The organism is Thermomonas paludicola, assembly GCF_024498955.1.
GTDB lineage: Bacteria > Pseudomonadota > Gammaproteobacteria > Xanthomonadales > Xanthomonadaceae > Thermomonas > Thermomonas paludicola.
The window spans coordinates 1,808,254-1,832,171 of the sequence record NZ_CP093311.1 but is presented as its reverse complement, the minus strand read 5'-3'; the positions used below and the strand labels follow the sequence as shown (position 1 = coordinate 1,832,171).

The 23,918-nt window shown below is 66.2% G+C and carries 19 protein-coding genes and 2 pseudogenes; 12 read left to right on the top strand and 9 right to left on the bottom strand.

Going from position 1 to position 23,918, the window contains the following annotated elements; genetic code table 11:
- Positions 1–3: 3 nt before the first annotated feature.
- A complete protein-coding gene (locus tag LIW09_RS08530; RefSeq protein ID WP_256645227.1) occupies positions 4–822 on the bottom strand; it encodes an inositol monophosphatase family protein in 819 nt (272 codons plus the stop codon).
- Between the two features lie 89 nt (positions 823–911).
- Between LIW09_RS08530 and LIW09_RS08525 the strand changes: the two genes are divergently transcribed.
- The 4 genes and pseudogenes from LIW09_RS08525 to LIW09_RS12705 form a co-directional block, all read left to right on the top strand.
- Positions 912–1,709: an RNA methyltransferase gene (locus LIW09_RS08525; protein WP_256645226.1), complete on the top strand. Its 798-nt coding sequence runs from the start codon at positions 912–914 to the stop codon at positions 1,707–1,709.
- A gap of 46 nt (positions 1,710–1,755) precedes the next feature.
- On the top strand, positions 1,756–2,685 hold the full coding sequence (locus tag LIW09_RS08520) for a phosphate/phosphite/phosphonate ABC transporter substrate-binding protein (protein ID WP_425507933.1): 930 nt from the start codon (positions 1,756–1,758) through the stop codon (positions 2,683–2,685).
- 56 nt (positions 2,686–2,741) lie between these two features.
- Positions 2,742–3,959 (top strand): annotated as a pseudogene (locus LIW09_RS12710) (diguanylate cyclase domain-containing protein); the annotation flags it as partial.
- Positions 3,960–4,076: 117 nt separating this feature from the next.
- Positions 4,077–4,820: pseudogene (locus LIW09_RS12705) on the top strand (putative bifunctional diguanylate cyclase/phosphodiesterase); the annotation flags it as partial.
- 15 nt (positions 4,821–4,835) lie between these two features.
- Here LIW09_RS12705 and LIW09_RS08510 read toward each other — a convergent pair.
- Positions 4,836–6,140 (bottom strand): hemolysin family protein, encoded by a 1,305-nt coding sequence (locus tag LIW09_RS08510; RefSeq protein ID WP_256645224.1) that lies wholly within the window; start codon positions 6,138–6,140, stop codon positions 4,836–4,838.
- 230 nt (positions 6,141–6,370) lie between these two features.
- Between LIW09_RS08510 and LIW09_RS08505 the strand changes: the two genes are divergently transcribed.
- Positions 6,371–6,997, top strand: a complete 627-nt coding sequence (locus LIW09_RS08505; RefSeq protein ID WP_256645223.1) for a DUF47 domain-containing protein — start codon at positions 6,371–6,373, stop codon at positions 6,995–6,997.
- A gap of 13 nt (positions 6,998–7,010) precedes the next feature.
- The gene (locus LIW09_RS08500) at positions 7,011–8,132 is read left to right on the top strand and encodes an inorganic phosphate transporter (protein ID WP_256645222.1); all 1,122 of its coding nucleotides are present in this window, start codon (positions 7,011–7,013) and stop codon (positions 8,130–8,132) included.
- Positions 8,133–8,163: 31 nt separating this feature from the next.
- On the opposite strand, the gene LIW09_RS08495 is transcribed toward LIW09_RS08500, so the two are convergent.
- On the bottom strand, positions 8,164–8,574 hold the full coding sequence (locus LIW09_RS08495; protein WP_256645221.1) for a hypothetical protein: 411 nt from the start codon (positions 8,572–8,574) through the stop codon (positions 8,164–8,166).
- Positions 8,575–8,621: 47 nt separating this feature from the next.
- Here LIW09_RS08495 and LIW09_RS08490 point away from each other — a divergent pair, with 47 nt between their 5' ends.
- Positions 8,622–8,966 (top strand): MGMT family protein, encoded by a 345-nt coding sequence (locus tag LIW09_RS08490; protein ID WP_256645220.1) that lies wholly within the window; start codon positions 8,622–8,624, stop codon positions 8,964–8,966.
- Between the two features lie 41 nt (positions 8,967–9,007).
- Positions 9,008–9,667 (top strand): rhomboid family intramembrane serine protease, encoded by a 660-nt coding sequence (locus LIW09_RS08485; protein ID WP_256645219.1) that lies wholly within the window; start codon positions 9,008–9,010, stop codon positions 9,665–9,667.
- A gap of 49 nt (positions 9,668–9,716) precedes the next feature.
- Here LIW09_RS08485 and LIW09_RS08480 read toward each other — a convergent pair whose 3' ends face one another.
- Positions 9,717–11,729, bottom strand: coding sequence for a M13-type metalloendopeptidase (locus LIW09_RS08480; protein ID WP_256645218.1), 2,013 nt, complete (start codon positions 11,727–11,729; stop codon positions 9,717–9,719).
- A 64-nt stretch (positions 11,730–11,793) separates the two neighbouring features.
- A complete protein-coding gene (locus LIW09_RS08475; protein ID WP_256645217.1) occupies positions 11,794–13,533 on the bottom strand; it encodes a peptide MFS transporter in 1,740 nt (579 codons plus the stop codon).
- Between the two features lie 123 nt (positions 13,534–13,656).
- On the opposite strand from LIW09_RS08475, the gene LIW09_RS08470 reads away from it, so the two are divergent.
- From LIW09_RS08470 to LIW09_RS08460, 3 genes are all read left to right on the top strand, one after another.
- Positions 13,657–15,624 carry an OPT family oligopeptide transporter gene (locus LIW09_RS08470; RefSeq protein WP_256645216.1) on the top strand — a complete coding sequence of 656 codons (1,968 nt, stop codon included), beginning with the start codon at positions 13,657–13,659 and terminating at the stop codon, positions 15,622–15,624.
- Positions 15,625–15,681: 57 nt separating this feature from the next.
- On the top strand, positions 15,682–17,775 hold the full coding sequence (locus LIW09_RS08465) for a S9 family peptidase (protein ID WP_256645215.1): 2,094 nt from the start codon (positions 15,682–15,684) through the stop codon (positions 17,773–17,775).
- A 65-nt stretch (positions 17,776–17,840) separates the two neighbouring features.
- Positions 17,841–18,623 (top strand): FHA domain-containing protein, encoded by a 783-nt coding sequence (locus LIW09_RS08460; protein WP_256645214.1) that lies wholly within the window; start codon positions 17,841–17,843, stop codon positions 18,621–18,623.
- 8 nt (positions 18,624–18,631) lie between these two features.
- Here the strand turns inward: LIW09_RS08460 and corA are convergent, their stop codons facing one another.
- The 3 genes from corA to LIW09_RS08445 are packed head-to-tail and all read right to left on the bottom strand — an operon-like array spanning position 18,632 to position 21,723.
- Positions 18,632–19,627, bottom strand: a complete 996-nt coding sequence (gene corA / locus LIW09_RS08455) for a magnesium/cobalt transporter CorA (protein WP_256645213.1) — start codon at positions 19,625–19,627, stop codon at positions 18,632–18,634.
- 31 nt (positions 19,628–19,658) lie between these two features.
- Positions 19,659–20,858 carry a lipoprotein N-acyltransferase Lnb domain-containing protein gene (locus LIW09_RS08450; RefSeq protein ID WP_256645212.1) on the bottom strand — a complete coding sequence of 400 codons (1,200 nt, stop codon included), beginning with the start codon at positions 20,856–20,858 and terminating at the stop codon, positions 19,659–19,661.
- Entirely contained in the window at positions 20,845–21,723 is an 879-nt protein-coding gene (locus tag LIW09_RS08445; RefSeq protein WP_256645211.1) for a CorC family transporter, read from the bottom strand. The genes LIW09_RS08450 and LIW09_RS08445 overlap by 14 nt, the downstream gene beginning before the upstream one ends.
- Positions 21,724–21,880: 157 nt before the next feature.
- On the opposite strand from LIW09_RS08445, the gene LIW09_RS08440 reads away from it, so the two are divergent.
- Positions 21,881–23,425, top strand: coding sequence for a tetratricopeptide repeat protein (locus LIW09_RS08440; RefSeq protein WP_256645210.1), 1,545 nt, complete (start codon positions 21,881–21,883; stop codon positions 23,423–23,425).
- A gap of 6 nt (positions 23,426–23,431) precedes the next feature.
- On the opposite strand, the gene ybeY is transcribed toward LIW09_RS08440, so the two are convergent.
- Positions 23,432–23,914 carry an rRNA maturation RNase YbeY gene (gene ybeY / locus LIW09_RS08435; protein WP_256645209.1) on the bottom strand — a complete coding sequence of 161 codons (483 nt, stop codon included), beginning with the start codon at positions 23,912–23,914 and terminating at the stop codon, positions 23,432–23,434.
- Positions 23,915–23,918: the final 4 nt, after the last annotated feature.

Sequence of the window (23,918 nt, the reverse complement as noted above, 5' to 3'; positions counted from 1 at the left end):
AGGTCAGGCAAACACCGCGGCGTAGCCGGATTGGACGATGGTCTTCTGCAACTCGGCGCTGAGCTTCTGGTTGCCGGCCACCAACTGGCGGCCATGAATGCCGCGCGAGTCCAGCGGGCCGGTCTGGGCGCCGCGGAAGTCGCAGACGCGGCCGCCTGCTTCGCGCACCAGCAACACGCCGGCGGCGATGTCCCAGGGCTTCAGGCCGGCTTCGAAAAACCCGTCGCTGCGGGCGCAGGCCACGTAGGCCAGGTCCAGCGCGGCCGAGCCGGTGCGGCGGATGTCCTCGGCGCTGCGCAGCACTTCGCGCAGGCACTCGAGCTGTGCGGGCGCACGCTCTCGCTCGCGCGGCGGGAAGCCGGTGGCCAGCATTGCGCCATTCAGGTCCTTGCGTTCGGACACGCGGATGCGGCGGTCATTGAGCACCGCGCCGCTGCCGCGGCTGGCGGTGAACAGCTCGTTGCGCAGCGGATCGAAGATCACGCCGTGCTGCACTTCGCCGCCTTCGACCAGGGCAATCGAGACGCACCAATGCGGGAAGCCGTGCAGGAAGTTGCTGGTGCCGTCCAGTGGATCGATCACGAAAACGGAATGTCCCCTGCCTTGCACGCCACCTTCTTCGCCGAGAAAGGCGGCGTCCGGATAGGCGCGGCGCAGTTCCTTGATGACCGTCTTTTCGGCTTGCTCGTCGACTTCGGTGGCGTAATCCATCCGATCCTTCTCGATCACGTTGATCGCATCCAGTCGGTGCATGCTGCGCAACAGCACATTGCCGGCCGCGCGGGCCGCCTTGACCATGACAGTGACAACGGGTTTTTGCATGGCAATGCGTCTCGACGGAGAGGTGGGTGGCGACGGCGGGAAAGAACGGCCCGGCGCACGGGCCGGACTGCAAAGTTTACCATTTGCGCATGAACATACCCTCGAACGCGGCCGCGACTCCTGCCGATTGCTTGCGCATCGTGCTGGTCGGTACCCAGCATCCTGGCAATATTGGCGCTGCGGCGCGTGCGATGAAGACCATGGGCCTGTCGCGGCTGGTGCTGGTGGCGCCCGAAAAGGTGCCAGATGGCGACACCCGCGCAATGGCGGCTGGCGCGGATGACCTGGTCGACGCCGCGCCGGTGTTGCCCACGCTGGCCGAGGCGGTGGCCGATTGCCACTGGGTGCTGGGCGCGACCGCACGCAGCCGGCGCGTTCAGTTGGAAGAGCTGCATCCGCGCGCTGCCGCGCAGCGTGCGGTGGCCGCAGCCACCAATGCCCCGGTGGCGCTGGTTTTCGGGCGTGAACGCACCGGGCTGACCAATGAAGAGCTGCAGCTTTGCCACGCGGCGGTGCATATCCCGTCCGATCCTGCATTCAGTTCGCTCAACCTGGCGGCGGCAGTGCAGGTGCTGAGCTACGAGCTGCGCTGTGCGCTGCTGGGCGGAGCGGTGGCGGACAGCGGCACGCGCACGCCACCGCCGGGCGAGGGAGTGGCGGCGCATGCCGAGCTGGAGGGTTTTTTCGGCCAATTGGCGGAAACCCTGGAGCAGATCGACTTCCACAAGGGGCGTGCGCCGGAGTCTGCGATGCGCAAATTGCGCCGGCTCTACCTGCGCGCCAATCTGGACAGTGCCGAGGTCAGGTTGTTGCGCGGGGTGCTGGCCGATGCCCAGCGGATGGCGCGCTTGGCCGGAGAGGCCACCGGGAACGGAAAAATCGGGTAGCCTCCTCCAGATTGGAGACGGGGGATTGATCGGCATCATGCAGCGGTTGTCGCCAGTGCTGGCCTGTGCCCTGTGCTTGCTGTTTGCATGGTGGCCGCAGGCACGCGCACAGCAGGTGGCCACCGCGCAGGGCGATTCCGGCGTGCTGGTGCTGGGCAGGGTCAGCGATGATCCGCAGGCACACTACGACCAGCTCAAGCCGTTGCTGGACTACGTCATTCCGCGCATGGCGTCGGTGGGCATCCACAGTGGCCGCATCCTGATGGCCAAGGATCCCCAGCAGATGGCCAGCTACCTGCGCCGTGGCCGGGTGGACTGGATCAATGAAACCGCCGGCAATGCCGCCATGCTGGAGCGCCGAGACGTGGCGCATGCGTTCCTGATCACCCAGCGCGAGGGTGCGGAGCGCTATCACACGATTTTTTTCGTGCGCCGCGACAGTCCCATCCAGTCGCTGCATGATTTGGCCGGCCACAGCGTGGCGTTCCAGAGTCCGTATTCCACCAGTGCCTATTACTTGCCGGCGGCACAGTTGCTGAGCGAGGGGCAATCGCTGGAGTTGCTGCTTTCGCCGATGGACAAGCCGGCGCCGGATCGGGTGGGCTATGTGTTCGCCCGCACCGAGCTGAACATCACGACCTGGGTGCACAAGCGGCTGGTGGACGCCGGCGTGTTGAGCAACCTGGATTGGATCAACCCGTCACGGGTGCCGCCGGCGTTCGCCCAGGATTTTCGCGTGATCGGGCGTACCGAGGACGTGCCGCGTGCGTTGATGCTGGCGCGCAACGGACTGGCCCCGAACGTGGAAGCGCGCCTGCGTGAAGTCCTGCTGGATGCCGCGAAAGATCCGGATGCCGGCGAAGCGCTGCGCCGCTTCATGGAAACCGGATACTTCGCGCCGATCAGCGCAGAGGATCAGCGCGCACTGGAACGCCTGGCGCAGGGCGTGCAGCGCGTGCGCATGGAGGTTGAGTGAAGCGCCCCTGGTTCAGCCTGCAAACCCGCTTTCAGGCGGCCATCCTGGCCGGGCTCATGCTCATGCTGCTGCTGATGGCCCTGGTGTGGAAGCGCCAGCAGCACAATCAGGAAGAGGCGATCAACATCGCGCGCCAGAGCACGCACGTGCTGCTGGGCGAGCAGATGCGCGCCAGCGGCGAGGCGCAGGTCAGGCAGCTGACGGAAGCGCTGGCCAATCCGCTGTACTACTTCGACCTCGACGCCGTCGGCAGCCTGGCGCGGAGCGCGTTGCGCACGCCGGACGTGGACTACGTGCTGGTGTACGACGCGCAGGGGCGCATCCTGCACGATGGATCCGGCGACATCGCGGCCTATGGCCGGCCGATGAACGATGCGCTGGCGCCCGGCATCATCGCCGCCAATGCCCCGCATACGCGCCAGGCCGGTGATCTTCTGGATATTTCCAGCCCGATCAAGATTGGCGAGGATCGCCTGGGCGGCGTTCGCATCGGTTATTCGATGGCGGCGCTGACACGAGCCGAGGCGCAGGCGCTGTCCGCGCTGCGCGCCCGTAACGACGAACTCAACCAGCGCAGCCTGACCTGGATGCTGCTGATATGCGCGGGGCTGGCAAGTGGTGCATTGCTGGGCGCCATGTTCCTGCAGCGGCTGCTGGTCCGGCCCATCCGGCAGTTGAGCGATGCGGCGCGACAGATCGAGGAAGGGGATTTCACCACGCCGGTGCCGGTCAGCATGCGTACCGATGAACTGGGCGAACTGATCCGCGCCTTCGCGCGCATGCGCGACAGCGTGGCGCGGCACGATCGTGATATCCGCCGGGTGGCCTACAGCGATGCGCTGACGGGCCTGGCCAACCGCCTGGCGTTCCGCGAATCGCTGGAGCACCGCCTGCGTGAGTTGCACGGCGCCAGCTGCCAACTGGCGCTGCTGTTCGCCGATCTGGATGACTTCAAGCGGGTCAACGACACGCTGGGCCATGAGGCGGGCGACGAAGTGCTGCTGCAGGTGGCGACGCGCATCGAGCAGGCAGTGCAGTCCATCGAGGGCGGGGAAGCATTGGTGGCCCGATTCGGCGGCGACGAATTCGTGATCCTGCTGCAGGCACGGGATGGCGCGCCGGATGGCAGCGTGCGCGGCAATGCGATCCGGCTGGCCGAGGCGCTGGTGCTGGCGTTGAGCCAACCGCTGCTGCTGCACGGCCGGCAGGTGCTGTTGGGCACGTCGGTGGGCGTGGCGATCTTTCCCGACGATGCGGGCAGTGCGTCCTTGCTGATGAAGAACGGCGACATCGCGATGTACCAGGCGAAAGTGGCGGGCAAGAACTGCTATCGGTTCTACAGCCGGGCCATGGATCAGGCGCTGGAGCGGCGCGTGCGCATGGAAAACGATCTGCGCGGCGCGTGGGAGCGTGGCGAACTCAGCCTTTCCTACCAACCGATTTTCCGTACCCAGGATCGGGTGCTGGTCGGCGCGGAGGCATTGCTGCGCTGGAATCATCCGGAGGACGGCGCGATTGCCCCGTCGGTGTTCATCGACGTGGCCGAGCAAAGTGGCCTGATCGAAACGATCGGAAAGCTGACGCTGCGGGCGGCATGCATGGAGGCGGCGGCTTGGCCGGTGCCGCCGGATGCCGGCGAGCCGCCGTTCGTGTCGGTCAATGTTTCGGCGCGGCAACTGCGTGGCGGCGACCTGCTGCCGCTGGTGGCGGATGCGCTCCAGCAAAGCGGACTGGCGCCCGAGCGGCTGCATCTGGAGCTGACCGAAACCGCGGTGATCAGCGACGAGGCGTACGCAACCGAGCTGCTGGGCCGGCTCCGCCAGCTAGGCGTGCGCGTGTGGCTGGACGATTTCGGTACCGGTTATTCCAGCCTCAGCCACCTGCGCCGGGTGCAGGTGGATGGGTTGAAGATCGACCGCAGCTTCATCACCGACCTGTTGCGCGACCCGGATGATCTGGCGCTGACCAGCGCGATCGTGGCGATGGCGCACTCGATGGGGGTCATCGTGGTGGCCGAAGGGGTGGAGCGGCAGGGGCAATTCGAACTGCTGCGGGAGCGCGAATGCGATCTGGTACAGGGCTACTGGCTGGGTTATCCGCTGGAGCCGCAACAGTTCCAGGACCTGTTGCGCTGAGCGCGCGCGCCGGTCTCAGGCATCGTCGCGCGCGGGCTGGGCGTCCCGTTGCAGCAGCAGCTTGTCGATGCGCGGGCCGTCCAGGTCCACCACTTCGATTTTCCAGGCACCGATGCGGAAATGCTCGCCCACGTGCGGAATGCGGCCGAAGTGCGCAATCACCAGGCCGGCGGCGGTGCGGTAGTCCAGTTCCTCGGCATCGGCGAGGCGTTCACCGGTCAACTCGCGCAATTCTTCCACGTGCAGGCCACCATCCACCAGCAGCGAGCCGTCGTCGCGGGTGACGACCAGCGCCTCGCCGGCATCGGCATCGGTGCCGGTTTGCAGCCGGCCGATCACCGCATCGACGATGTCGCTGACGGTCACCAGGCCCTGGATGTCGCCGTACTCGTCCACCACCAGTGCCATCGACTGCTGTTCTTCGCGCAGGATTTCCAGCAGCTTCATCGCATGGGTCGACTCGGACACGAACAGCGCCGGGCGCACGTCGCGGAACAGATCGGGTTGCGGCTTGCCCAGCTCGTCCAGCAGGGTTTTCACCTCCAGCAGGCCGACCACGTCGCTGTCATTGCCGCGATACACCGGGTAGCGCGAAAACGCGTCTTCCTGCATCAGGGCCAGGTTTTCGGCAAGCGAGGCGGAGGCATCCAGCCAGCTGATGCGGGTGCGCGGGGTCATCAGGCTGTCGGCCGTGCGGTCGCCCAGCCGCATCACCCGGTTCACCATGTTGCGTTCATCGAGATCGATCACGCCTTGCTCATGGCCTTCGCTCACCAGCATCTGGATCTCTTCTTCGGTCACCGCCTGGGCGTTGCCGCTGGAGAGTCGCAGCATGCGCAGTACCAGTCGCGTGCAGGTCGAGAGCATGACCACGAACGGCTTGGCTGCGATCGCGAAAAAATGCATCGGATACGCCACCAGGCTGGCGATCCGCTCGGGTTGCAGGGTGCCGATGCGCTTGGGCACCAATTCGCCGATTAGGCCGAACAGGAACAGCATCACCAGGAAGCCGCCAATGAAGCCGATGCGGTCGGCGTATGGCGCGAACATCGGGATGCCGGCCAGTGGATCGGCGATCTTGCTGCCCATCGACTCGCCGCCGAAATAGCCGGTCAGCAGGCTCAGCAAGGTGATCCACAGCTGCACCGCAGACAAGAAACTTTCCGGATGCTCGGCCAGTTCCAATGCCTTGTGCGCGCGCCGGCTGCCCTGTGCCAACTGGCGCAGGCGCGACTTGCGCGAGGTCATCACCGCCATCTCCGACATCGCGAAGAAGGCATTCAGCAGGATCAGGGCAAGGACGATCAACAGTTCCAGCACGGGGAATCACCGGGTGCAGGCAGGAGGGATGCACGGCGCAGGACAGGTCGCAGAGCCGCCGCAAGCATGGCGGGCAAAGGGTGTCGAGGTGGCGGCAGGCGGCTATTCATGGGCTGCGCCTGGGCGCGTTTGAATGATAACAGGCACTTGGGCGGGCAGGGCCTGTCATCGAACCGTCATAATCATCACTTATCATTGCGTGTTCCCACCCCGCCCGGCTGGATCTTCTCATGTTCTCCCTGCAAACCATCTTCGGCTCCGGCAAGCAGTTTTACGCGCTCCTGGATGATGCCGCGGCCGCCGCCTACGACAGCGCCAAGGCGCTGCACGCGATGATGAAGGAGGCTGACCGCCAGCCCGCGCTGGATGCCTTCAAGCTGGCGCGCCTGCGCGAGCGCACCGCAGCCGAGAAAATCAGCCAGGCGCTGGTGGACAGCTACATCACGCCGATCGAGCGCGAAGACATCGAGGCGCTGGGCTCGGCGCTGCACAAGATCCCCAAGCAGATCGAGAAATTCGCCGACCGCTATGCGCTTGCGCTCCAGCATCTTGGCAATATCGATTTCGCCCCGCGCGCCGCGATGCTGGAGCAGGCCGCCGCCGTGGTGGTGCAGATGGTGGATGAACTGGAACGGATGAACCTTGACCGGATGACCACGCTCAACGAAAAGCTGCGGTCGCTGGAAAACGAGGCCGACCGGCTGATGCTGGAGCTCTATCGCGAAATCTACTCCGGCAAGCTGGACAGCCTGCAGATGTTCCTGCTCAAGGAGTTCTTCGAGATCTTGGAAAAGGCCATCGACCGCTGCCGCGAGGCGGGCGTGGTGGCGTACCAGATCGTGCTGAAGAATTCGTGACGGGGCCGATGCCATGCTGACGCTTGTTCTGGTGGTGGTCGTCGTCGCGCTGGCGTTCGAGTTCATCAACGGTTTCCACGACACCGCCAATTCCATCGCCGCGTCGGTGGCGACCAAGGTACTCACGCCCGGGCAGGCGGTCAGCGTGGCGGCCGTGACCAACATGCTGGGCGCGCTGACGGGTACCGCGGTGGCGGCCACCATCGCCACCGGCATCGTCAATACCGAGGTGGTGGCGGCGTCGTCGCAGCTGGTGCTGTGCGCGCTGCTGGGCGCGATCGTGTGGAACCTGGTGACCTGGTGGTTCGGGCTGCCGTCCTCGTCCTCGCATGCGCTGATTGGCGGTTTGTGTGGCGCGGCGCTGTCGGCCTCGCACATGAACTGGAATTCGCTGATCTGGATTCAAGGTGCCGCCGACTGGACCAAGAGCAAGGGCCTGGTGTGGAAGGTGATCGTGCCGATGGTGACCTCGCCGGTGGTTGGCTTCCTGCTGGGGTTGGTCCTGATGGTGCTGCTGTGGGCGCTGATCTCGGGGCTGGAGCGCACCGGCGGCTGGATGCGGCGGTTGGCGCGTCCGCGCTGGATCAACGCATCATTCGGCAAGCTGCAGATCGCCTCGGCCGCCTACATGGGCTATGCGCACGGGCACAACGATGCGCAGAAGACCATGGGCGTCATCGCCATGACGCTGGTGGGTGCGGAAGCGTCAGGCGTGCTGGACGGCTTGCCGCGCTGGCTGGCGTTCATGCATCCGGCACGTTCGGCGGGCAATGACGTGGCCATCTGGATCGTGGTGACCTGCGCGCTGGTCATGGCCGCCGGCACGGCCTCCGGCGGCTGGCGGATCATCAAGACCCTGGGCCACAAGATGGTCAAGCTGCATCCGCTGGACGGCTTTGCGGTGGATACCAGTTCGGCCACGGTCTTGATGGCGGCGGCCCATTTCGGCATGCCGGTCTCGACCACGCACACCGTGTCCACCGCGATCATGGGCGTGGGCTTCGCCAAGAACCCGCGAAAGCTCAAGCTGGGCACCATCGAACGGATCGTATGGGCGTGGATCCTGACCATTCCCGCCTCGGGGACGGTGGCCTTCTGCCTGTATCGGCTGATGGTGCTGGCGGGCCTGGCCTGATCAATCCGGTCGCGGGCGTGCGGCGAATCCCTCAGAGCAGATCGCCGCCCGCCGACATGCGATGTTCCATCTCGTCACCGGTGCCGCCGATGTCCAGCACCAAGCGGTCGATTTCCGCAGCCGTCAGGCAATCGTAGGGGCGGTTTTCGCACAGCTGCAGGTAAGGCACGCCGTCCAGTTCGCCGATGGCCAGATAGCCGACCCGGCTTTGCCAGTTGAACGCAAGCGCACGGCGCGCGTCCATCCCGGTAATGGGGCCAACGGCGGTGCTGACCCTGAGATAGTCGCGGCCGTCCTCGTCCTGCAGCTCGGCCAGGAAGATCGATTGGTGGCGCTTGCCCTGCGCCAGCGACAGCTCGACGCAGGTCATGTACGGATCCTGCAGGCTCAGCTTGTAGCCGGCGTTGACCAGATGACTGCGGATCTGTTCGAAATTGTCCATGGGCGGTGTCTGCGCGGGGGAAAGCCTGCGGCTATGCTAACCCGGATATGACCTCGCCCCCGCCTTCCCTGGTTGCCGAGCAGCGCATCCTCGATGCGATTCGCGCGGTCCCGCGCGGCGAGGTGGCCAGCTATGGCGGCATTGCCCGCCGGGCCGGCTTGCCGGGGCGGGCCCGGTTGGTGGCGCGCATCCTGGGCCGCAATGAAGACGCGGCATTGCCGTGGCACCGCATCCTGCGCGCGGACGGACGCATTGCATTTGCGGCTGAGTCCCCGGAGTTCCTTGAGCAGTGCCGGCGCCTGCGGGCGGAAGGGGTGCCGCTGCACAAGGGCCGGGTTCGCCTGCCAAAGGCTGAAGACGCGCTGGATGCCGCGCTCTGGGCGCCGCGCTGAACGGCTATGATGCACTGCAACGAAACCGGGACTTCGCACGGATGCCGTTCAATCTTCCGAAAATCACCAAAGCGTTGCTGATCGCCAATCTGCTGGGCTTTGTCCTGCAGTACGCGCTGGGCAATCAGGCGATGACGCCGTTGATGCTGTGGCCGTGGGCGGATGCCGGCTTCGATGCCGCCGGCATGGCGCCGGCATTCATGCCGTGGCAGCTGCTCAGCTACAGCTTCCTGCATGGCGGGCTGATGCATCTGGCCTTCAACATGCTGGCGCTGGCGATGTTCGGTGCGCCGCTGGAATACATCTGGGGCCAGCGCCGCTTCCTGACGTTCTACCTGGTGTGCGTGGTGGGCGCAGGGCTTTGCCAGCTGCTGGTGGGCTCGTATGCGGTGGCGCAGGGCGCCGACCCGTATCCCACCATCGGCGCGTCCGGCGGCGTGTTTGGCCTGTTGCTGGCCTACGGCATGCTGTTCCCGCACCAGCGGGTGATGCTGCTGTTCCCGCCGATCCCGATGAAGGCGCGCACGTTGGTGATCGTGTACGGCTTGTTCGAATTGGGCGTGGGCATCACCGGCCTGCAACCGGGCGTGGCGCACTTCGCCCATCTGGGCGGGATGCTGTTCGGCTGGTTGCTGATCCGCCATTGGCGCGGGCAGCCGCCGTTCGGCAAACCCAAGCCCAGGATCCGGATCGTGCGCTGAGCGAAGGCTCGGGTTCTCGAGTGGACGGGCACGCCCGCCCGCACCCGCATCAGGGGAACATGCCGATGCGTGCGTCCGGCTTGGGCTGCATGGGCGCCCCGAGCTTGCAGCCGTAGGCCGAGCCAAACGCCGGTTGCTGCATCAGCGGCACATTGGCGCGAAGTTGCCCGGGTGCACGCACGTCCTGCAGGACGCGAACCTGGGCTTCGTCGGGCGTGACGCGCTGCGCCCACAGTTGCGCCCAGCCGAGGTAGAACGGCTTTTCGGTCTCCGTGCCCGCATTCGGCTGGGCGGCAAGCAGGGCGGCGTGGGCCAACTCCAGCCCCGCCAGGTCGGCCATGTTTTCATCGCGCGTCAGCTCGCCGTTGACCTTTACGCCGGCCACGCCGGGATAGGGCAGCTGGCCGTACAGGGTGGTGACCTGTTTCGCCTTGGTGTCCCACGCCGCAGCATCGGGCGCCGACCACCAGTCGCGCACATCGCCGTCGGCATCCACGTGGCGGCCGCGGTTGTCCACGGCGTGGCTGAGTTCGTGGCCCACCAGCGCGCCGAATGCGCCGTACTGGTTGGCCAACGGCATTGCCGCGTCCAGCACCGGCGCCTGCAGCATGGCGGCAGTGACGATCAGGCGGTTGTGCGCCAGGTCATAGGCCAGCGCCGGCTGCTGTGGCAGCACGTCCCACCTGCGGTCGGCGTTGCCTTTGCCGATCCGCTTCATTTCCTGCCGATGCCGCCAGGTGGAGGCGATCAGCATGTTGCCGCCGAAACTGCCGCGCCCCATCGGCTGCATGCTGAAGTCGAGGTCGCGGCGCGGGAGGCCGATCTCGATCTGCAGGTGCTCCAGTTTCTTCTTCGCCTCCGCTTTGGCTGCATCGCTCAGCTGGCTGCTGCCGGAAACCTTCTGAAGCAGTGCTGCCTGCACTTGGCCGGCAATCAATTGCGCCTGCGTGCGGGTTGCGTCAGGCAGGTAGCTTGCGGCGTATTCGCGGCCAAGCATCGGGCCGGCCGCAAGATTGATGGCATCCAGCACCTGCTGCCAACGGGGTGGAGCGGCAGCCTGCCCCAGCAGCACCTGGCCGCGGAAGTTGAAGGACGCATCGCGCCACGGCTTCGACAGGTAGGGCGCCATCGCGTCGCCCACCCGCCAGCGCAGGTAGGCCTGCCACTGCGCGGGCTTGAGCGAGCCGGCCAGCGCGTCGATCTGGGCAAACATCGCCGGGTTGACCAGCGACACGGTGTCATCGCTGACCCCCTGCGCCTTCAGGAACGCATCCAGCTGCAGGTTCTTGTATTGCTTGCCAAGACCTGCGGTGGCCACTGGCGCGAAATTGTTGCGCGGATCGCGCAGTTCCGGCAGCGGGCGCGCAACGGCGGCGATGCGCTTTTCCAGATCCAGCACCAGCGCAGTCTGGGTTTCGATGTCCTTGGCTGCCACGCCGGTGAGGGCGAGGATTTTCCGGATGTAATCGGCGTAGCGCGCCACCAACGCCTTGGTGTCGGCGTCATCGCGGGTGTAGTAAGCGGGGTCGGGCAGGCCGATGCCGCCCTGGCTGAAATAGCCGAGGTGGCGGTTGAGGTCGCGCAGGTCGATGTCGGCGCCGAACTGGAAGGCCACCGGAATGCCGACCTGGTGCAGCGCGGCGATGGCGGGGGCGATATCGCCGTTGCGGCGAATGGCGTCGATGCGCTTGAGCAGCGGCGCCACCGGTGCCGCACCGTCGCGCTCCACCGCTTGTTCGTCAAGCCCGCTGGCCCAGAAGTCGCCCAGCAATTTCTGCACCTTGTTTTGCGGCGAGGCCATCGACGCATCCAGCAGCTCGCGTTGCTGCTGTTGCGCGCGCGCGGTGAGTTGGCCCAGTGCCGACAGTGCCCCCGAAGACGGCATCGCATTGGCGGCCAGCCAGCCTTTGTTCGCCTCCGCGTAGAAGTCGCTGCACGCCAGCGCCACGGCCGCGCTCTTCTTTTTCGGCGCCGCTTTCCTGGCGGCAGTGGCATCGGGAGTGGCGATGCCGGCAGTGAGGGCAAGAATCAGGGCGATGGCAAGCGGGCGCTGTGTCAGCATGCGGCAGGACTCGTTGCGATGGAGCAGCCGAGTGTAGCAGCGCCCCGGCATGCGGGATTCAGCGTCACTTCACGCCATGCATCATCCGCCTGAGCAGCGGGGCAAGCAGCAGGAACAGCAGCGCGGAGCCCAGCCCGATCCACAGCAACAGTTGGAACAGGTCGCCATATTTCATCGCAGCCTGGGCCATGTCGATGGTGCCGCCTTCCGGGATGTCGAGCGAGGCCAGCTTGCCGAATTGCGCGGCCAGCACTTCCGAGTACGCCGTGGCCAGCCAGAACCCGCCCATCATCAGCCCGACCACCTTCGCCACCGACAGTTGGGTGACCGCCGACAACCCGATCGGCGACAGGCACATCTCGCCGACTTCCAGCACCAGGTAGGCCAGCACCAGCCACCACACGCTGGCCATCGCGCCGCCTGCCGCGGTGTGCGCGGCCGCCATCAACGGCAGGAACGAGAGCGCGGCGAACAGCAGGCCGATTGCGCTTTTCATCGGCTTGCCCGGGTTGCGCCCACGCGCCTCCAGCCAAGGCCACAGCCAGGCAAACAGCGGCGACAGCGCGACGATGAAGAACGAGCCGAGGAAGGTCAGCGAGCCTGCGGTCTGCGGCACCAGCACCACGTCGCGGAAACAGGCCACGCCCATCGCGGCGACCAGCAGCGTGACCAGCCAGCCGGCGCGCGCGCCATGGCCGCGATCACTTGCGCGCAGCGCCAGCACCATCAGCGGCACGCTCGCCGCCATGACATACAGCGACCAGGGCAGGGTGCCGCTGCTGTCGCTGACCATCGAGGGGAACATGTCCTTGGTCATCAGGCGGTCGGTGAAGGTCAGCCACGAGCCATAGGTCTGCTCGTACAGGGTGAAGAACACCAGTACGCCGATAATCGTCACCAGCAACGCGATCATCTGCTCGCGCTCGACGCGATTGCAGCGCCGCGCCACGAACCACACGAACCATCCGCCGAAGCCCAGTGCCACCAGGTGCATTGCGCCATGCACGGTCCAGGTGCGCTGGATCAACTGCCAGACCACCGCAACGCCGGCGATCGCGCCGAGATAGATCCACGCCTCGCGCGGCAGTGGCCCGACCCGTTCGCGCAGCGCCATCGGAACCGGCGGCTCGGCGTGCCCGTGCAGGTATTTCTGCCCCCACAGGAACATGCACAGGCCGGTGATCATGCCGATGCCGGCGGCGCCGAAGCCGTACTTCCAGCCGTAGGTTTCGCCGAGGAAGGCGCAGATCAGGCCGGCGAACAGGCCACCCACGTTGATCCCGGCGTAGAACAGGGTGAAGCCGGAGTCGCGGCGCGGATCGTCTTGTGCATACAGCTTCCCGACGATCGTCGAGATATTCGGCTTGAGGAAGCCGACGCCCATGATGATCAGCGCCAGTGACAGGTAGAACACCTGCAACGCGCCTTCGTCGCGCACCACCACGCCATTGACCACGCGTGCGTCCGCGCCCTCGAACGCCATGCCCAAGTGCCCCAGGCACAGCAGCACGCCGCCAAAGACAACCGCCTTGCGCATGCCCAGCCAGCGGTCGGCCAGCAGCCCGCCGATCACCGGCACCGCGTAGACCAGGCCGCCATAGGCACCGATCAGGTCGTAGCCCATGTCATCGCTGAAGCGGTGGTGCTTCAGCAAATACAGCAGCAGCAGCGCCTTCATTCCGTAGAAGGAGAAACGCTCCCACATCTCGGTGAAGAAGCAGACATAGACGCCCTTGGGGTGGCCGAGGAAGTCGCCGTGTGCGGGAATGCCGCCGGAGGGTTTGCTGATCGCGGTTGCAGCCATGCGCGGGGCCTGGGCGGAATTGGCGAAGTATAGCCAGCTGCCCGATGGCGATGGCGGCGCACTGGACTTGCCCGGCAGCAGCGCTTAGGTTGTCGCGATTGCCTTGCCCTGGGAGGGGTGACGATGTCGAATCCTGGTACCGCCGTACCGCAGCTGACCGTGCGCGCGATTGTTCTTGCCGTTGTGCTGGCGATGATCCTGTCGGCGGCCAATGCCTATCTTGGCCTGTTCGCCGGATTGACCATCGCCACCGCGATTCCCGCGGCAGTGGTATCGATGGGCGTGCTGCGTCTGCTCGGGGGAGGCACGATCCTGGAAAACAACATCGTGCAGACCGGCGCGTCCGCCGGTTCTTCCATTGCAGCGGGCGTGATTTTCACCATTCCCGCGCTGATCATCCTCGGCTATTGGCAGGACTTCCGCTATTCGTGGGTGCTCGCCATCGCCGGCCTCGGCGGCTTGCTCGGCGTGTTGTTCTCCGTGCCGCTGCGGCGCAGCATGATCGTCGAGGAGCCGTTGCCGTTCCCGGAAGGGAAAGCGGCCGCCGAAGTGCTGAAGGCCGGTGAAAATCCCGGCCCCGGCCTGAAAATCCTGGCCTTTTCCGCCGCGCTCGGCGCGGTCATCAAGGCGGCGGCCGCCAGCGGCATGAAGATGATCCCGGACACCGCCGCAGGTGCTGGCTTCTTCGGCAAGTACCTCGGCTACATCGGCACCAATTTGTCGCCGGCATTGCTGGGCGTGGGCTACATCGTCGGCCTGAACATCGGCATCGTGGTGGTCAGCGGCAGCGTTCTCTCGTGGCATGTCGCGATTCCGCTTTACCACATGTTTTTCCTTGATTCCGACCCGGCGCTGGCGGCGAAGATCGCAGGGTCCGGCGCGGAGGACATCGCTGGCGCGATCTGGTCGGCGAAGATCCGCTACCTCGGCGTTGGCGCGATGTTGATCGGTGGCGTGTGGACCCTGTTTTCGCTGCGCAACTCGCTGCTGTCCGGCGTGCGCAGCGGCATTGCCGCGGCGCGCAAGGGCAGCGATGCCAACATCGCCGAAACCGAGCGCGACCTGCCGATGAAATGGATGCTGGTGGCGCTGGTCCTGTTCGTGATCCCGCTGTTGCTGCTCTACCAGGCCATCGTCGACAACTGGGCGGTCAGCATCCCGATGGCGGTCATCATGATCGTGGCCGGCTTCCTGTTCGTCTCGGTGTCGGCCTACCTTGCCGGCCTGGTGGGCTCGTCGAACAACCCGGTGTCAGGCATCACCATCGCCACCATCCTGTTCGCCTCGGTTGTATTGATGCTGCTGCTTGGGCGCGACTCGCCGATCGGCGCGGTGGCCGCGATCATGATCGGCGCAGTGGTGTGCTGCGCGGCAGCGGTGGGCGGCGACAACCTGCAGGATTTGAAAGCCGGGTACATCGTTGGCGCGACGCCGTGGAAACAGCAGTTGATGCTGGGCATCGGCGCGTTCTCGTGCGCCTTGATCATGGCGCCGGTATTGAATTTGCTGGCGCAGGCCTACGGCATCGGCGCGCCCACTGCGGCGCATCCCAATCCCCTGTCGGCGCCACAGGCAACCCTGATGGCATCAGTGGCCAAGGGCATGTTCGGTGGCGAGTTGCCGTGGAACGTGATCGCCATCGGCGCCGGTGTGGGTGCCGCGATCATCGCGTTCGACGAGTGGCTGAAGGCGCGCAAGTCGAGCTTCCGGGTGCCGGTGCTGGCGGCGGCCATCGGCATCTACCTGCCATTGGAATTGATGGTGCCGATCTTCCTCGGTGGCTTGCTGGCGTATCTGGTGGAGCGTCGCCACGGCATGGTGGGCACCCGGGACGAGGCCGCGCGCGACCGCCTGCATCGCCCCGGAACGCTGTTTGCGGCCGGGTTGATCACCGGCGAGGCGCTGATGGGTATTTTGATCGCGATCCCGATCGTGGCGTCCGGCCGAGCTGATGTCATCGCGGTGCCGGCAAGCCTGCAATTCGGCAAATACGTCGGTCTTGCCGTGCTGGTGGTGGTGGCCTGGCTGCTGTATCGCACGGGCGCCAAGGCCAAACCGGCACTGGGCGATGTCGAGCCCGGCCCGATGTGACGCACAGCCTGCGTCTGTTTTGAAATTCCCGTCATCTACATGTCACGGAAAACTGTCATGAAACTGCACTACGCCATTCTTCCGCTTGCCCTTGCGCTGTCGCTGCCGTCGCTTGCTGCCATGCCCTCCAAAGCAGGTTCGCGCGGTTTCACCGTGCAGGACATGGCCTACATGGATCGCTATTCCTCGCCGACGCTGTCGCCGGACGGGCGCGTGCTGGTGTTCGCCAGGCGCACGGTGAACAAGGACAGCAACAAGTCCGCCACCACCCTGTGGATGCGCAACCTGGTCACGCGCGACAACGCGCCGCCGAAGCAGGTGTCGCCGGAGGGCTGGAGCGTCAATTCGCCGGCGTTCTCGGCCGACGGCGCCACGCTGTACTTCCTCAGCGCCAAGTCCGGTTCCATGCAGTTGTATTCGATGCCGGCAGCAGGCGGCGAGCCGGTGCAGCGCAGCGAGTTCGCGCTGGATGTCGATGGCTACAAGCTCTCGCCGGACGGCAAGCAGGTTGCGCTGGCGTTCGCGGTGTTTCCCGGATGCAAGGCAGACCTGGCCTGCACCAAGAAAATGCTGGACGATGTGGCCGCGAGCAAGGCCACTGGCGTGGTGTTCGACCGCATGTTCATCCGCCACTGGGACACGTGGGCCGATGGTCGCCTGAATCGCGTCTTCGCGGCGCCGCTCGGCAGCGCAGGCAAGCTCACGTCGGCGACCTTGCTGAGCGGCGAGATCGAAGGTGACATCCCCTCCAAGCCGTTCGGCGACCTGTCCGATTTCGCCTGGTCGCCCGACGGCAAATCGGTGGCGATGAGCGTGCGCCAGTCCAATCGCGAAGAGCCGTGGAGCACCAATTTCGACATCTGGCTGGTGAATGCCGATGGCAGTGGCGCGCGCAACCTGACCGACGCCAACAAGGCGTGGGATGCAGGGCCGGTGTTTTCGGCCGATGGCAAGACGCTCTATTACCGCGCGATGGCGCGGCCCGGCTTCGAAGCGGATCGTTTCGCGTTGATGGCGATGGACCTGGCCTCCGGCAAGTCCCGTGAAATCGCGCCGCGCTGGGATGCCTCCGCCGACGGCATCACCCTGTCGGCCGATGGCAAGTGGATCTACACCACCGCCCAGGAGCTGGGCCGGCACCCGCTGTTCCGCGTTTCGCTGGGCAATGGCGAGGTGGAAAACGTGGTCAAGGACGGTAGCGTTTCGTCCTTCGACCTGGCTGGACCGACGCTGGCGTTCTCGCGCAATTCGATGAAGACCGGCGACGTGATCGCAATTGCCGATGCCGATGGCAAGGCGCCAATCCGTGCCATCACCCCCAGCGCCGGCGACATGCTTCCCGACGTGGCCTGGGGTGCCTACGAGCAGTTCAGCTTCGTTGGCTGGAACAACGACACCGTGCACGGCTACGTGGTCAAGCCGTGGAACTATCAGCCGGGCAAGAAGTATCCGGTGGCCTTCCTGATCCACGGCGGCCCGCAGGGCAGTTTCGGTGATGGCTGGAGCTACCGCTGGAACCCGCAGACCTATGCCGGGCAGGGCTATGCGGTGGTGATGATCGACTTCCACGGCAGCACCGGTTATGGCCAGAAGTTCACCGATGCAATCAGCCGGCATTGGGGCGATCGCCCGCTGGAAGACCTGCAGAAGGGTTGGGCCGCGGCGCAGCAGAAGTACGCCTTCCTCGACGGCGACAAGGCGTGCGCGCTGGGTGCCAGCTACGGCGGTTACATGGTCAACTGGATCGAGGGCAACTGGTACGACAAGGACGGCAAGTCGCCGTGGAAGTGCCTGGTCAGCCACGACGGCGTGTTCGAAAACAACGCCATGGGCTACGCCACCGAGGAGCTGTGGTTCAGCGAATGGGAGAATGGCGGCACGCCATACGACAACCCGCAGGGCTACCAGACGTTCAACCCGGCCAACCATGTGGCGAACTTCAAGGTGCCGATGCTGGTTGTCCACGGGCAGCAGGATTTCCGCATTCCGGTGGAGCAGGGCATCGGGCTGTTCTCCGCCTTGCAGCGCAAGGGTGTCGAGTCCAAGTTCCTGTATTTCCCGGACGAGAACCACTGGGTGCTCAAGCCGCAAAACAGCGTGCTGTGGCATGACACCGTCAATGCCTGGTTGAAGCAGCATATCGGGCAGTGATGGGTGACCGGGCGTTTGGCAGGGTATCTGGTGGCTGTTCCCAAGCAGATGAAAAGGGCGATGACATGAAACTGGTTTTTCCAGCGGGCGAACATGCCCAAGTGCTGCTCAACTCCGGTATCAACCGGGTGGGGTCAGATCCGCAAAGCACGGTCGTCCTTGATCGCCCCGGCGTGCAGCCGCAGCATTGCGAACTGCACGTTGGCAACAACCGGGTGATGCTGCAGGTGCCGCCGGGTGGCGCGGTGAGCGTCAATGGGCGCGCGGTGGACGGACTGATTGCGCTGCGCCTTGGCGACTGCATCGGCATCGATGGCATCCAGGCGCGTTTGGCCAGCGTGGGTGCCGTGCCACAGCCGGCCAGCGGGGATTCCCGGCCGCTGCCGGCGGCAGCCAACGAAGACTCGGGGATGACCACCGTGCGCCCGGCGCTGCCCAGGTATGTGTTGCGCTGCGTGTCGGGTGCCGGGCTGGGGCGGAGCTATCCGCTGCTCGGGGCGACCACGGTGGGGCGGGCGGTTGAGTGCGCGCTGCAGGTGGAGGCGCCCGGCCTCTCACGCCAACATGCGCGGCTGATGCCGCTGGAAGATGGCGTCCGGGTTGAGGACCTGGGCTCGACCAATGGCACCTTCGTCAATGACCGCCGCATCGACAGCGCCCTGGCGCGCAGCGGCGACGAAATCGGATTCGACAACGTGCGCTTCCGCCTGCTGGATTCGACGCGATCCGAGCTCCAGCAGGTTGCCGGGCGTCCCGCGCCCCCCCGTTTCCGGATGCCGCTGTGGTGGTGGGTCGGGGTGCTCGCCGTGGCGGCAGTGGTTGCCTGGGTGGTGCTGGCGCTGCGCTGACCGCCGGCTTACAGCCAGTCGATCCGGCGCAGGTAGCGGTACAGCCCCACGCAAACCAGGGTGACCAGGCCGATCAGCATCGCGTAGCTGTAGCGGCCGTGCAGTTCCGGCATGTTCTGGAAGTTCATGCCGTACCAGCTGGTGATCAGCGTTGGCGCAGCCAGCAGGCCGGCCCAACCGGCCAGTTTCTTGACGATCTCGCCCTGTGCCACGGTCACCAGCGACAGGTTCACGTTCATCGCCGCCGACACCATTTCGCGCAGGGTATCGATGGTGTCGCCCACGCGTGCAACGTGATCGAGCACGTCGCGGAAATAGGGCTTCCCTTCCTCCGGAATGGCAAGCGCCGGGGTACGCATCAGCTGCGAGAGGATGTCCTGCATCGGCGCCACCGCCATCCGCATCTGGGTCAGTTCCTTGCGCAATTCATACAGGCGACGGATGGTGCCGCGCTTGTAGCTTTCCGCAAACACATCCTGTTCCAGCATGTCCAGCTCGCGTTCGAACTCGGCGGCGATCAACTGGTAGTTGTCGGCGATGAAATCCAGGACGGCGTGCAGGGCGCTGCTTGGCCCCTGTGCCAGCAGCGCGGGTTCGCGTTCCAGCCGCTCGCGCACGCTGGTGAAGCTGAGCGAGGCGCCGTGCCGGACCGTGACCAGGAAGCGCGCGCCAATGAACATATGGGTTTCGCCAAAACGCACGTGGCCATCGACCTGCTGGGCGGTATGCGCGGCGATGAACAGCGCGTTTTCGTAGATTTCCAGCTTGGGGCGCTGGTGCGCATGCTGGGCGTCTTCGATGGCCAGTGAATGCAGGCCGAACTCTTCCTGCAGCTTGTCCAGCAGCGAGGCCGCCGGTTCGTACAGGCCGACCCAGACAAAGCTGCCATCGTCCGTTGCCAGCACGTCGCTGATGGCATCGATGGAAATGTTCCGGCGGCATCCGTTGCTGTCGTAGGCGGCGCAATTGACCACGCAGCCGGGCACGGGAGGGGTGGCGTTCATCGCTGCATCCTGCCCCTGCGCGCCGGTTGCTTCAAGCATGCTTGCGGGCCGCCCAGAGCTTGGCAAACGCCGCGTGCAGCGGAAGCAGCAGGACCACCCAGTGACCGTTGCGCTGCGGTTGGAGTTGCAGCCACAGCGGCAGGCAGGCCAGCGCGGCCAGCGCGGCCACCACGATCAGCAGTGTGCGGAAACGTGCCGACGGCGCCCGCCCGCGCAGCAGCGACCATGCGCCGGGCAGCAACAGCAGGCAGAGGGGGTCGAACAACAGCAGGTTGCGGTTGGCCCAGAGCGCACGGTGGTCGGTGAACCCCCAGGCCAGCGCCAACACCAGCCCCAGCGTGCCGCACAGCACCCAGGCCATGCCGGCGAAGCTGGCCAGCGCGCGCGGGTGGCGCTCGGCGAAGGCAAGCGTCAGCGAGGCCAGCAACACACCGGCCAACAACCAGGGCCACAGTGCGCCGGGATGCCCGTCGGGTTCGGCGGCCTGCCGCTGCGGCAGCAGTTCGGTTTCCGCCACGACCAGCGGCCGGCCATCGGCACGCTGCACCTTGCGCAGGTCATCCGCCAGCCGGCGCGGCAGGAAATCCTGCTGCCAGCGGTTCAGTGCGATATCGGCCGATGGTCCCAGCGCGATGTCGAAGCCCAGCCACATCCACGGCGCGGGTGCGGCCAGGCGCAGCGATTCGGTGCGCCACGTGTCGCCGCTGGAGCGACCTTCCAGTTGTCGCCTTAGCTGCCCGCCCAGCGCGCGATCCAGCGCATCGCGCACGCGCGTGGCGCAGTTGTCGGTGTAGTAGTCGTAGCGATAACGCGCATGTTCGGGCTTCGCGTTCTCCGCCAGCGCAGCGGCAAGCTGGCGCGCTTGCGCCGGGTCGAAGTCGAGCCATTGCAGGCGCGCGCCGCGTCCCACGTCACGGTAGTACTGCAGGTCATCCCCCAGTGGCAGGGCGACCAGCATGTATTGCATCCGGCCTCGGATGAAGCGGCCGACGAATCCGGCTTCTTCCATGTCGAAATAGCCGAAGTTGTAGCTGATCGGCCCCGATTGCGCGGGGTCGTCCACCACGATGGCGTCGTGGCCGAAGCGTTCCCAGAAAATTTCGCCCGGCCCCATGGTCAGCACGCCGATGCGTGGTGCGGGTGCCGCGGGCGCTGGCTGCGCGCGCGCCAGTCCGGCCAGCAGCATCAGCAGCAATGCGGCCAGCAGGTGCAGGACGTCAATCCGCCGCATGGACGCTCACATGCAGTGCGATCAGCCGGCGCGCGTCGGCGCTGGCGACGCGGAACACGAAGCGGGCAAGCGTCAGTTCCTCGCCGGCTTCCGGCAGGTGGCCGATGGCGGCGGTGACCAGTCCGCCGATGGTGTCGTATTCGTCATCGTCGAAGTCGGCGCCGAAACGCTCGTTGAAATCGCCAATCGGGGTCAGTGCGTCCACGACGAACTGGCCATCGGCCTGCGCGGAGATCAGCCGGGTGTCGTCGGCGGCATCGTCATGCTCGTCATCGATCTCGCCGACGATTTCTTCCAGCAGGTCCTCAATGGTCACCAGGCCCGCCACGCCGCCGTATTCGTCGATGACGATGGCCATGTGGTTGCGCGACTGCCGGAACTCGCGCAGCAGCACGTTGAGGTTCTTCGACTCGGGGATCAGCACGGCAGGGCGCAGCAGCTCGTGCACGCTTGCCGGTCCGTTGTCCACCACCACGCCGCGCAGCAGGTCCTTGGCCAGCAGGACGCCGAGGATCTCGTCCTTGTCATCGCCATGCACCGGGAAGCGCGAATGGCCGGATTCCACGACCTGCTGCATCAGTTCCAGCAGGCTGCTGCCCGCAGACAACGCAACCATCTGCGCGCGCGGCACCATCACGTCGCCCACCGTCATCCCGGCGATGGCGATGGCGCCCTCCATCATGCGCAGGGTATCGGCTCCAATCAGCCCGTCCGCCTGTACGTCGCGTAACAGTTCGACCAGATCCTCGCGGCTGGTCGGTTCGCCGGACAGGGCCGCGCTGATGCGGTCCAGCCAGGATCGGCGGGGTTTCTCGCCGTTTTTTTCCTCGGAATCGGCGTCGTGCCGACTGTCGTCCTCTGACATGGGGCGTGCAGGTCTCTATGGCTTGTAACGCGTGCAGTCTAGCGAATCCCGGCACGACGGGCAGTGGCGGCATCCGCGCGTGCGGCATGGCCCGCCACGGCGCGCTTTCACGTTGGCAGTTGCTGAAGCAGGATGAAGCCAAGCCAAGGGGTTCTGGATGAGTGTCGGGTTGTGGGCGCGCGGCGGGGCGCCAGGCGCACGATGGAGTGCATGGCCGGCATTGCTGGCGCTGGCATGGGCGATGGCGGCCTGTTCCGGGCCTGCTGCACCGCCAGCGGTGAGTGTCGCCAGCCGGCCCGCCCCTGCCACCCCGCCAGCCAGCATCGGCGTGCTGGCCGTGCTGCCGCTGGAAACGGCGGCGGGCGATGCCGACGCGCGCCTGTTCGGCGATGGCATGGCGATGCAGTTGACGAATGCACTGGCGCGCGTGCCCGGACTGGGCGCCATCAGCCCGGAATCGACGTTTCGCCTGCGTGGATCCAGTGAGCTCAATAGCGTGATGGGCGGAACGCTGGGCGCCAGCCACCTGCTGCGCGGCAGCCTGCGCCGGCAGGACGGGGCGCTGGAGTTGCAGCTGGAGCTGGTGCAGACCTCGGATGGCGGCACCTTGTGGTCGCAGCATTACCAACGCGTCGAGCGCGAGCTGTTTGGTTTGCAGGACGAAGTCGTGGCGGCGGTGGTGTCGGCCCTGCACGCGCAGCCTGCAGCGAAGCGCGGACAGGACGAACGCCCGCCGGGGCGCAGCCTTGCGGCCTACGAAGAAGTGCTTCGGGGCGACGCGCTGATCGCGCAGGGCGACATCTTCAGCACGCGGCAGGCGGTGGAAGCCTATCAGCGGGCACTGGCCATCGATCCCGCCTATGCACATGCGCACGCACGGTTGGCGCAGGCGTTGATCCAGCAGGTCGTGCGGTTCCCGCTGGATGAGGCGGGCGTGCGTGCCGCGACGGAGCAGGCGCGGCGTGAGGCGGCGGCAGCGTTGAAGTTGGCCCCCGACGGTGCGGAGGCGCATCAGGCCAACGCCGCGTGGCTGGGTGCCGTGGCCGGCGACCCCGTGGCTGCGATGGAGGAAATCCGGCGCGCGCTGACGCTGCGCCCCGGCGATGCAAGCCTGCTGGCCATGCTGGCCGTGCGGCAGATCGGTTTCGGGCAGTTGCAGGACGCCGCCGAATCGCTGCGCCAGGCGCTGCGCTCCAATCCGCTGTCGGCGCCGACGCTGTACAGCTTGGGCAGCGTCTATCTGGGGCTGGCCGACTACCCGCAGGCAGAGCACGTGCTGCGGCAGGCGCTGGAGCTGGAGCCCGGCCTGCCGTTGGCGCAGGCATTCCTGGCAATGGCGGTATTCCAGCAGAACCGCACCCCCGAAGCAGTGGAGATCGCCAGGCGCGAGCCGCAAGCACTGTGGCGCAGCTATGCGCTGGCGATGGCGTATTGGGCCAATGCCGAACGCGCGCGTTCCGACGCCGAGCTGCAGGTCCTGATTCGCGAACATGCGGGCGATGCCGCCACCCAGATAGCGGGCGTCTATGCGCAGCGCGACGACCGCGACGCGATGTTCCACTGGCTGGATGTCGCCCGCCAAACCGGGGATCCGGGGCTGGCGGAAATTCGCTACATGCCCTTCGTGTCCCGCTATGCCGATGATCCCCGCTTCATTGCGCTGGCGCGCAAGCTCGATCTTGAGCCGGCTGGCCCGAAGTAGCGGCGGTCAGTTGCCGAGGTAGGGATCCGGCAGGCCAAGGCTGGCCAATATGTCGCGCTCCAGCTGCTCCATGGCGTCGGCCTCGCGCGGGTCCTGGTGATCCAGCCCCAGCAGGTGCAGGCAGCCGTGCACGGTCAGGTGGGCATAGTGTGCGTTGAGCGGCTTGTTCTGCTCGTTCGCTTCGCGCGCCACCACCGGCGCGCACAGCACCAGATCGCCGAGCAGGGGCAGTTTCACGTGCTTGGGCAGGCCCTCCGGCAGTTCTGCCGGAAAGCTCAATACATTGGTGGCGTAGTCCTTGCCGCGATAATGGTGGTTGAGCGCGCGGCCTTCTTCGATATCGACGATGCGGATAGCCAGGTCGGCCTCGCGGATGCGCCCCGCCAGTGCCGCGGCGACCCATTTGCGAAAACTCACCGCCGCCGGCACGCCGGCGCGAGGCGCGGCGTAACCCACGGCAACATCCAGTCGAACGGGGCCTTTGGTCATGGGG

Excerpts from the sequence above, each read along its gene's own strand:
- LIW09_RS08530 (WP_256645227.1), bottom strand. The coding sequence starts at position 822 with ATGCAAAAACCCGTTGTCACTGTCATGGTCAAGGCGGCCCGCGCGGCC.
- LIW09_RS08525 (WP_256645226.1), top strand. The coding sequence starts at position 912 with ATGAACATACCCTCGAACGCGGCCGCGACTCCTGCCGATTGCTTGCGC.
- LIW09_RS08505 (WP_256645223.1), top strand. The coding sequence starts at position 6,371 with ATGTTCTCCCTGCAAACCATCTTCGGCTCCGGCAAGCAGTTTTACGCG.
- LIW09_RS08500 (WP_256645222.1), top strand. The coding sequence starts at position 7,011 with ATGCTGACGCTTGTTCTGGTGGTGGTCGTCGTCGCGCTGGCGTTCGAG.
- LIW09_RS08495 (WP_256645221.1), bottom strand. The coding sequence starts at position 8,574 with ATGGACAATTTCGAACAGATCCGCAGTCATCTGGTCAACGCCGGCTAC.
- LIW09_RS08490 (WP_256645220.1), top strand. The coding sequence starts at position 8,622 with ATGACCTCGCCCCCGCCTTCCCTGGTTGCCGAGCAGCGCATCCTCGAT.
- LIW09_RS08485 (WP_256645219.1), top strand. The coding sequence starts at position 9,008 with ATGCCGTTCAATCTTCCGAAAATCACCAAAGCGTTGCTGATCGCCAAT.
- LIW09_RS08480 (WP_256645218.1), bottom strand. The coding sequence starts at position 11,729 with ATGCTGACACAGCGCCCGCTTGCCATCGCCCTGATTCTTGCCCTCACT.
- LIW09_RS08475 (WP_256645217.1), bottom strand. The coding sequence starts at position 13,533 with ATGGCTGCAACCGCGATCAGCAAACCCTCCGGCGGCATTCCCGCACAC.
- LIW09_RS08470 (WP_256645216.1), top strand. The coding sequence starts at position 13,657 with ATGTCGAATCCTGGTACCGCCGTACCGCAGCTGACCGTGCGCGCGATT.
- LIW09_RS08465 (WP_256645215.1), top strand. The coding sequence starts at position 15,682 with ATGAAACTGCACTACGCCATTCTTCCGCTTGCCCTTGCGCTGTCGCTG.
- LIW09_RS08460 (WP_256645214.1), top strand. The coding sequence starts at position 17,841 with ATGAAACTGGTTTTTCCAGCGGGCGAACATGCCCAAGTGCTGCTCAAC.
- corA (WP_256645213.1), bottom strand. The coding sequence starts at position 19,627 with ATGAACGCCACCCCTCCCGTGCCCGGCTGCGTGGTCAATTGCGCCGCC.
- LIW09_RS08450 (WP_256645212.1), bottom strand. The coding sequence starts at position 20,858 with ATGCGGCGGATTGACGTCCTGCACCTGCTGGCCGCATTGCTGCTGATG.
- LIW09_RS08445 (WP_256645211.1), bottom strand. The coding sequence starts at position 21,723 with ATGTCAGAGGACGACAGTCGGCACGACGCCGATTCCGAGGAAAAAAAC.
- LIW09_RS08440 (WP_256645210.1), top strand. The coding sequence starts at position 21,881 with ATGAGTGTCGGGTTGTGGGCGCGCGGCGGGGCGCCAGGCGCACGATGG.
- ybeY (WP_256645209.1), bottom strand. The coding sequence starts at position 23,914 with ATGACCAAAGGCCCCGTTCGACTGGATGTTGCCGTGGGTTACGCCGCG.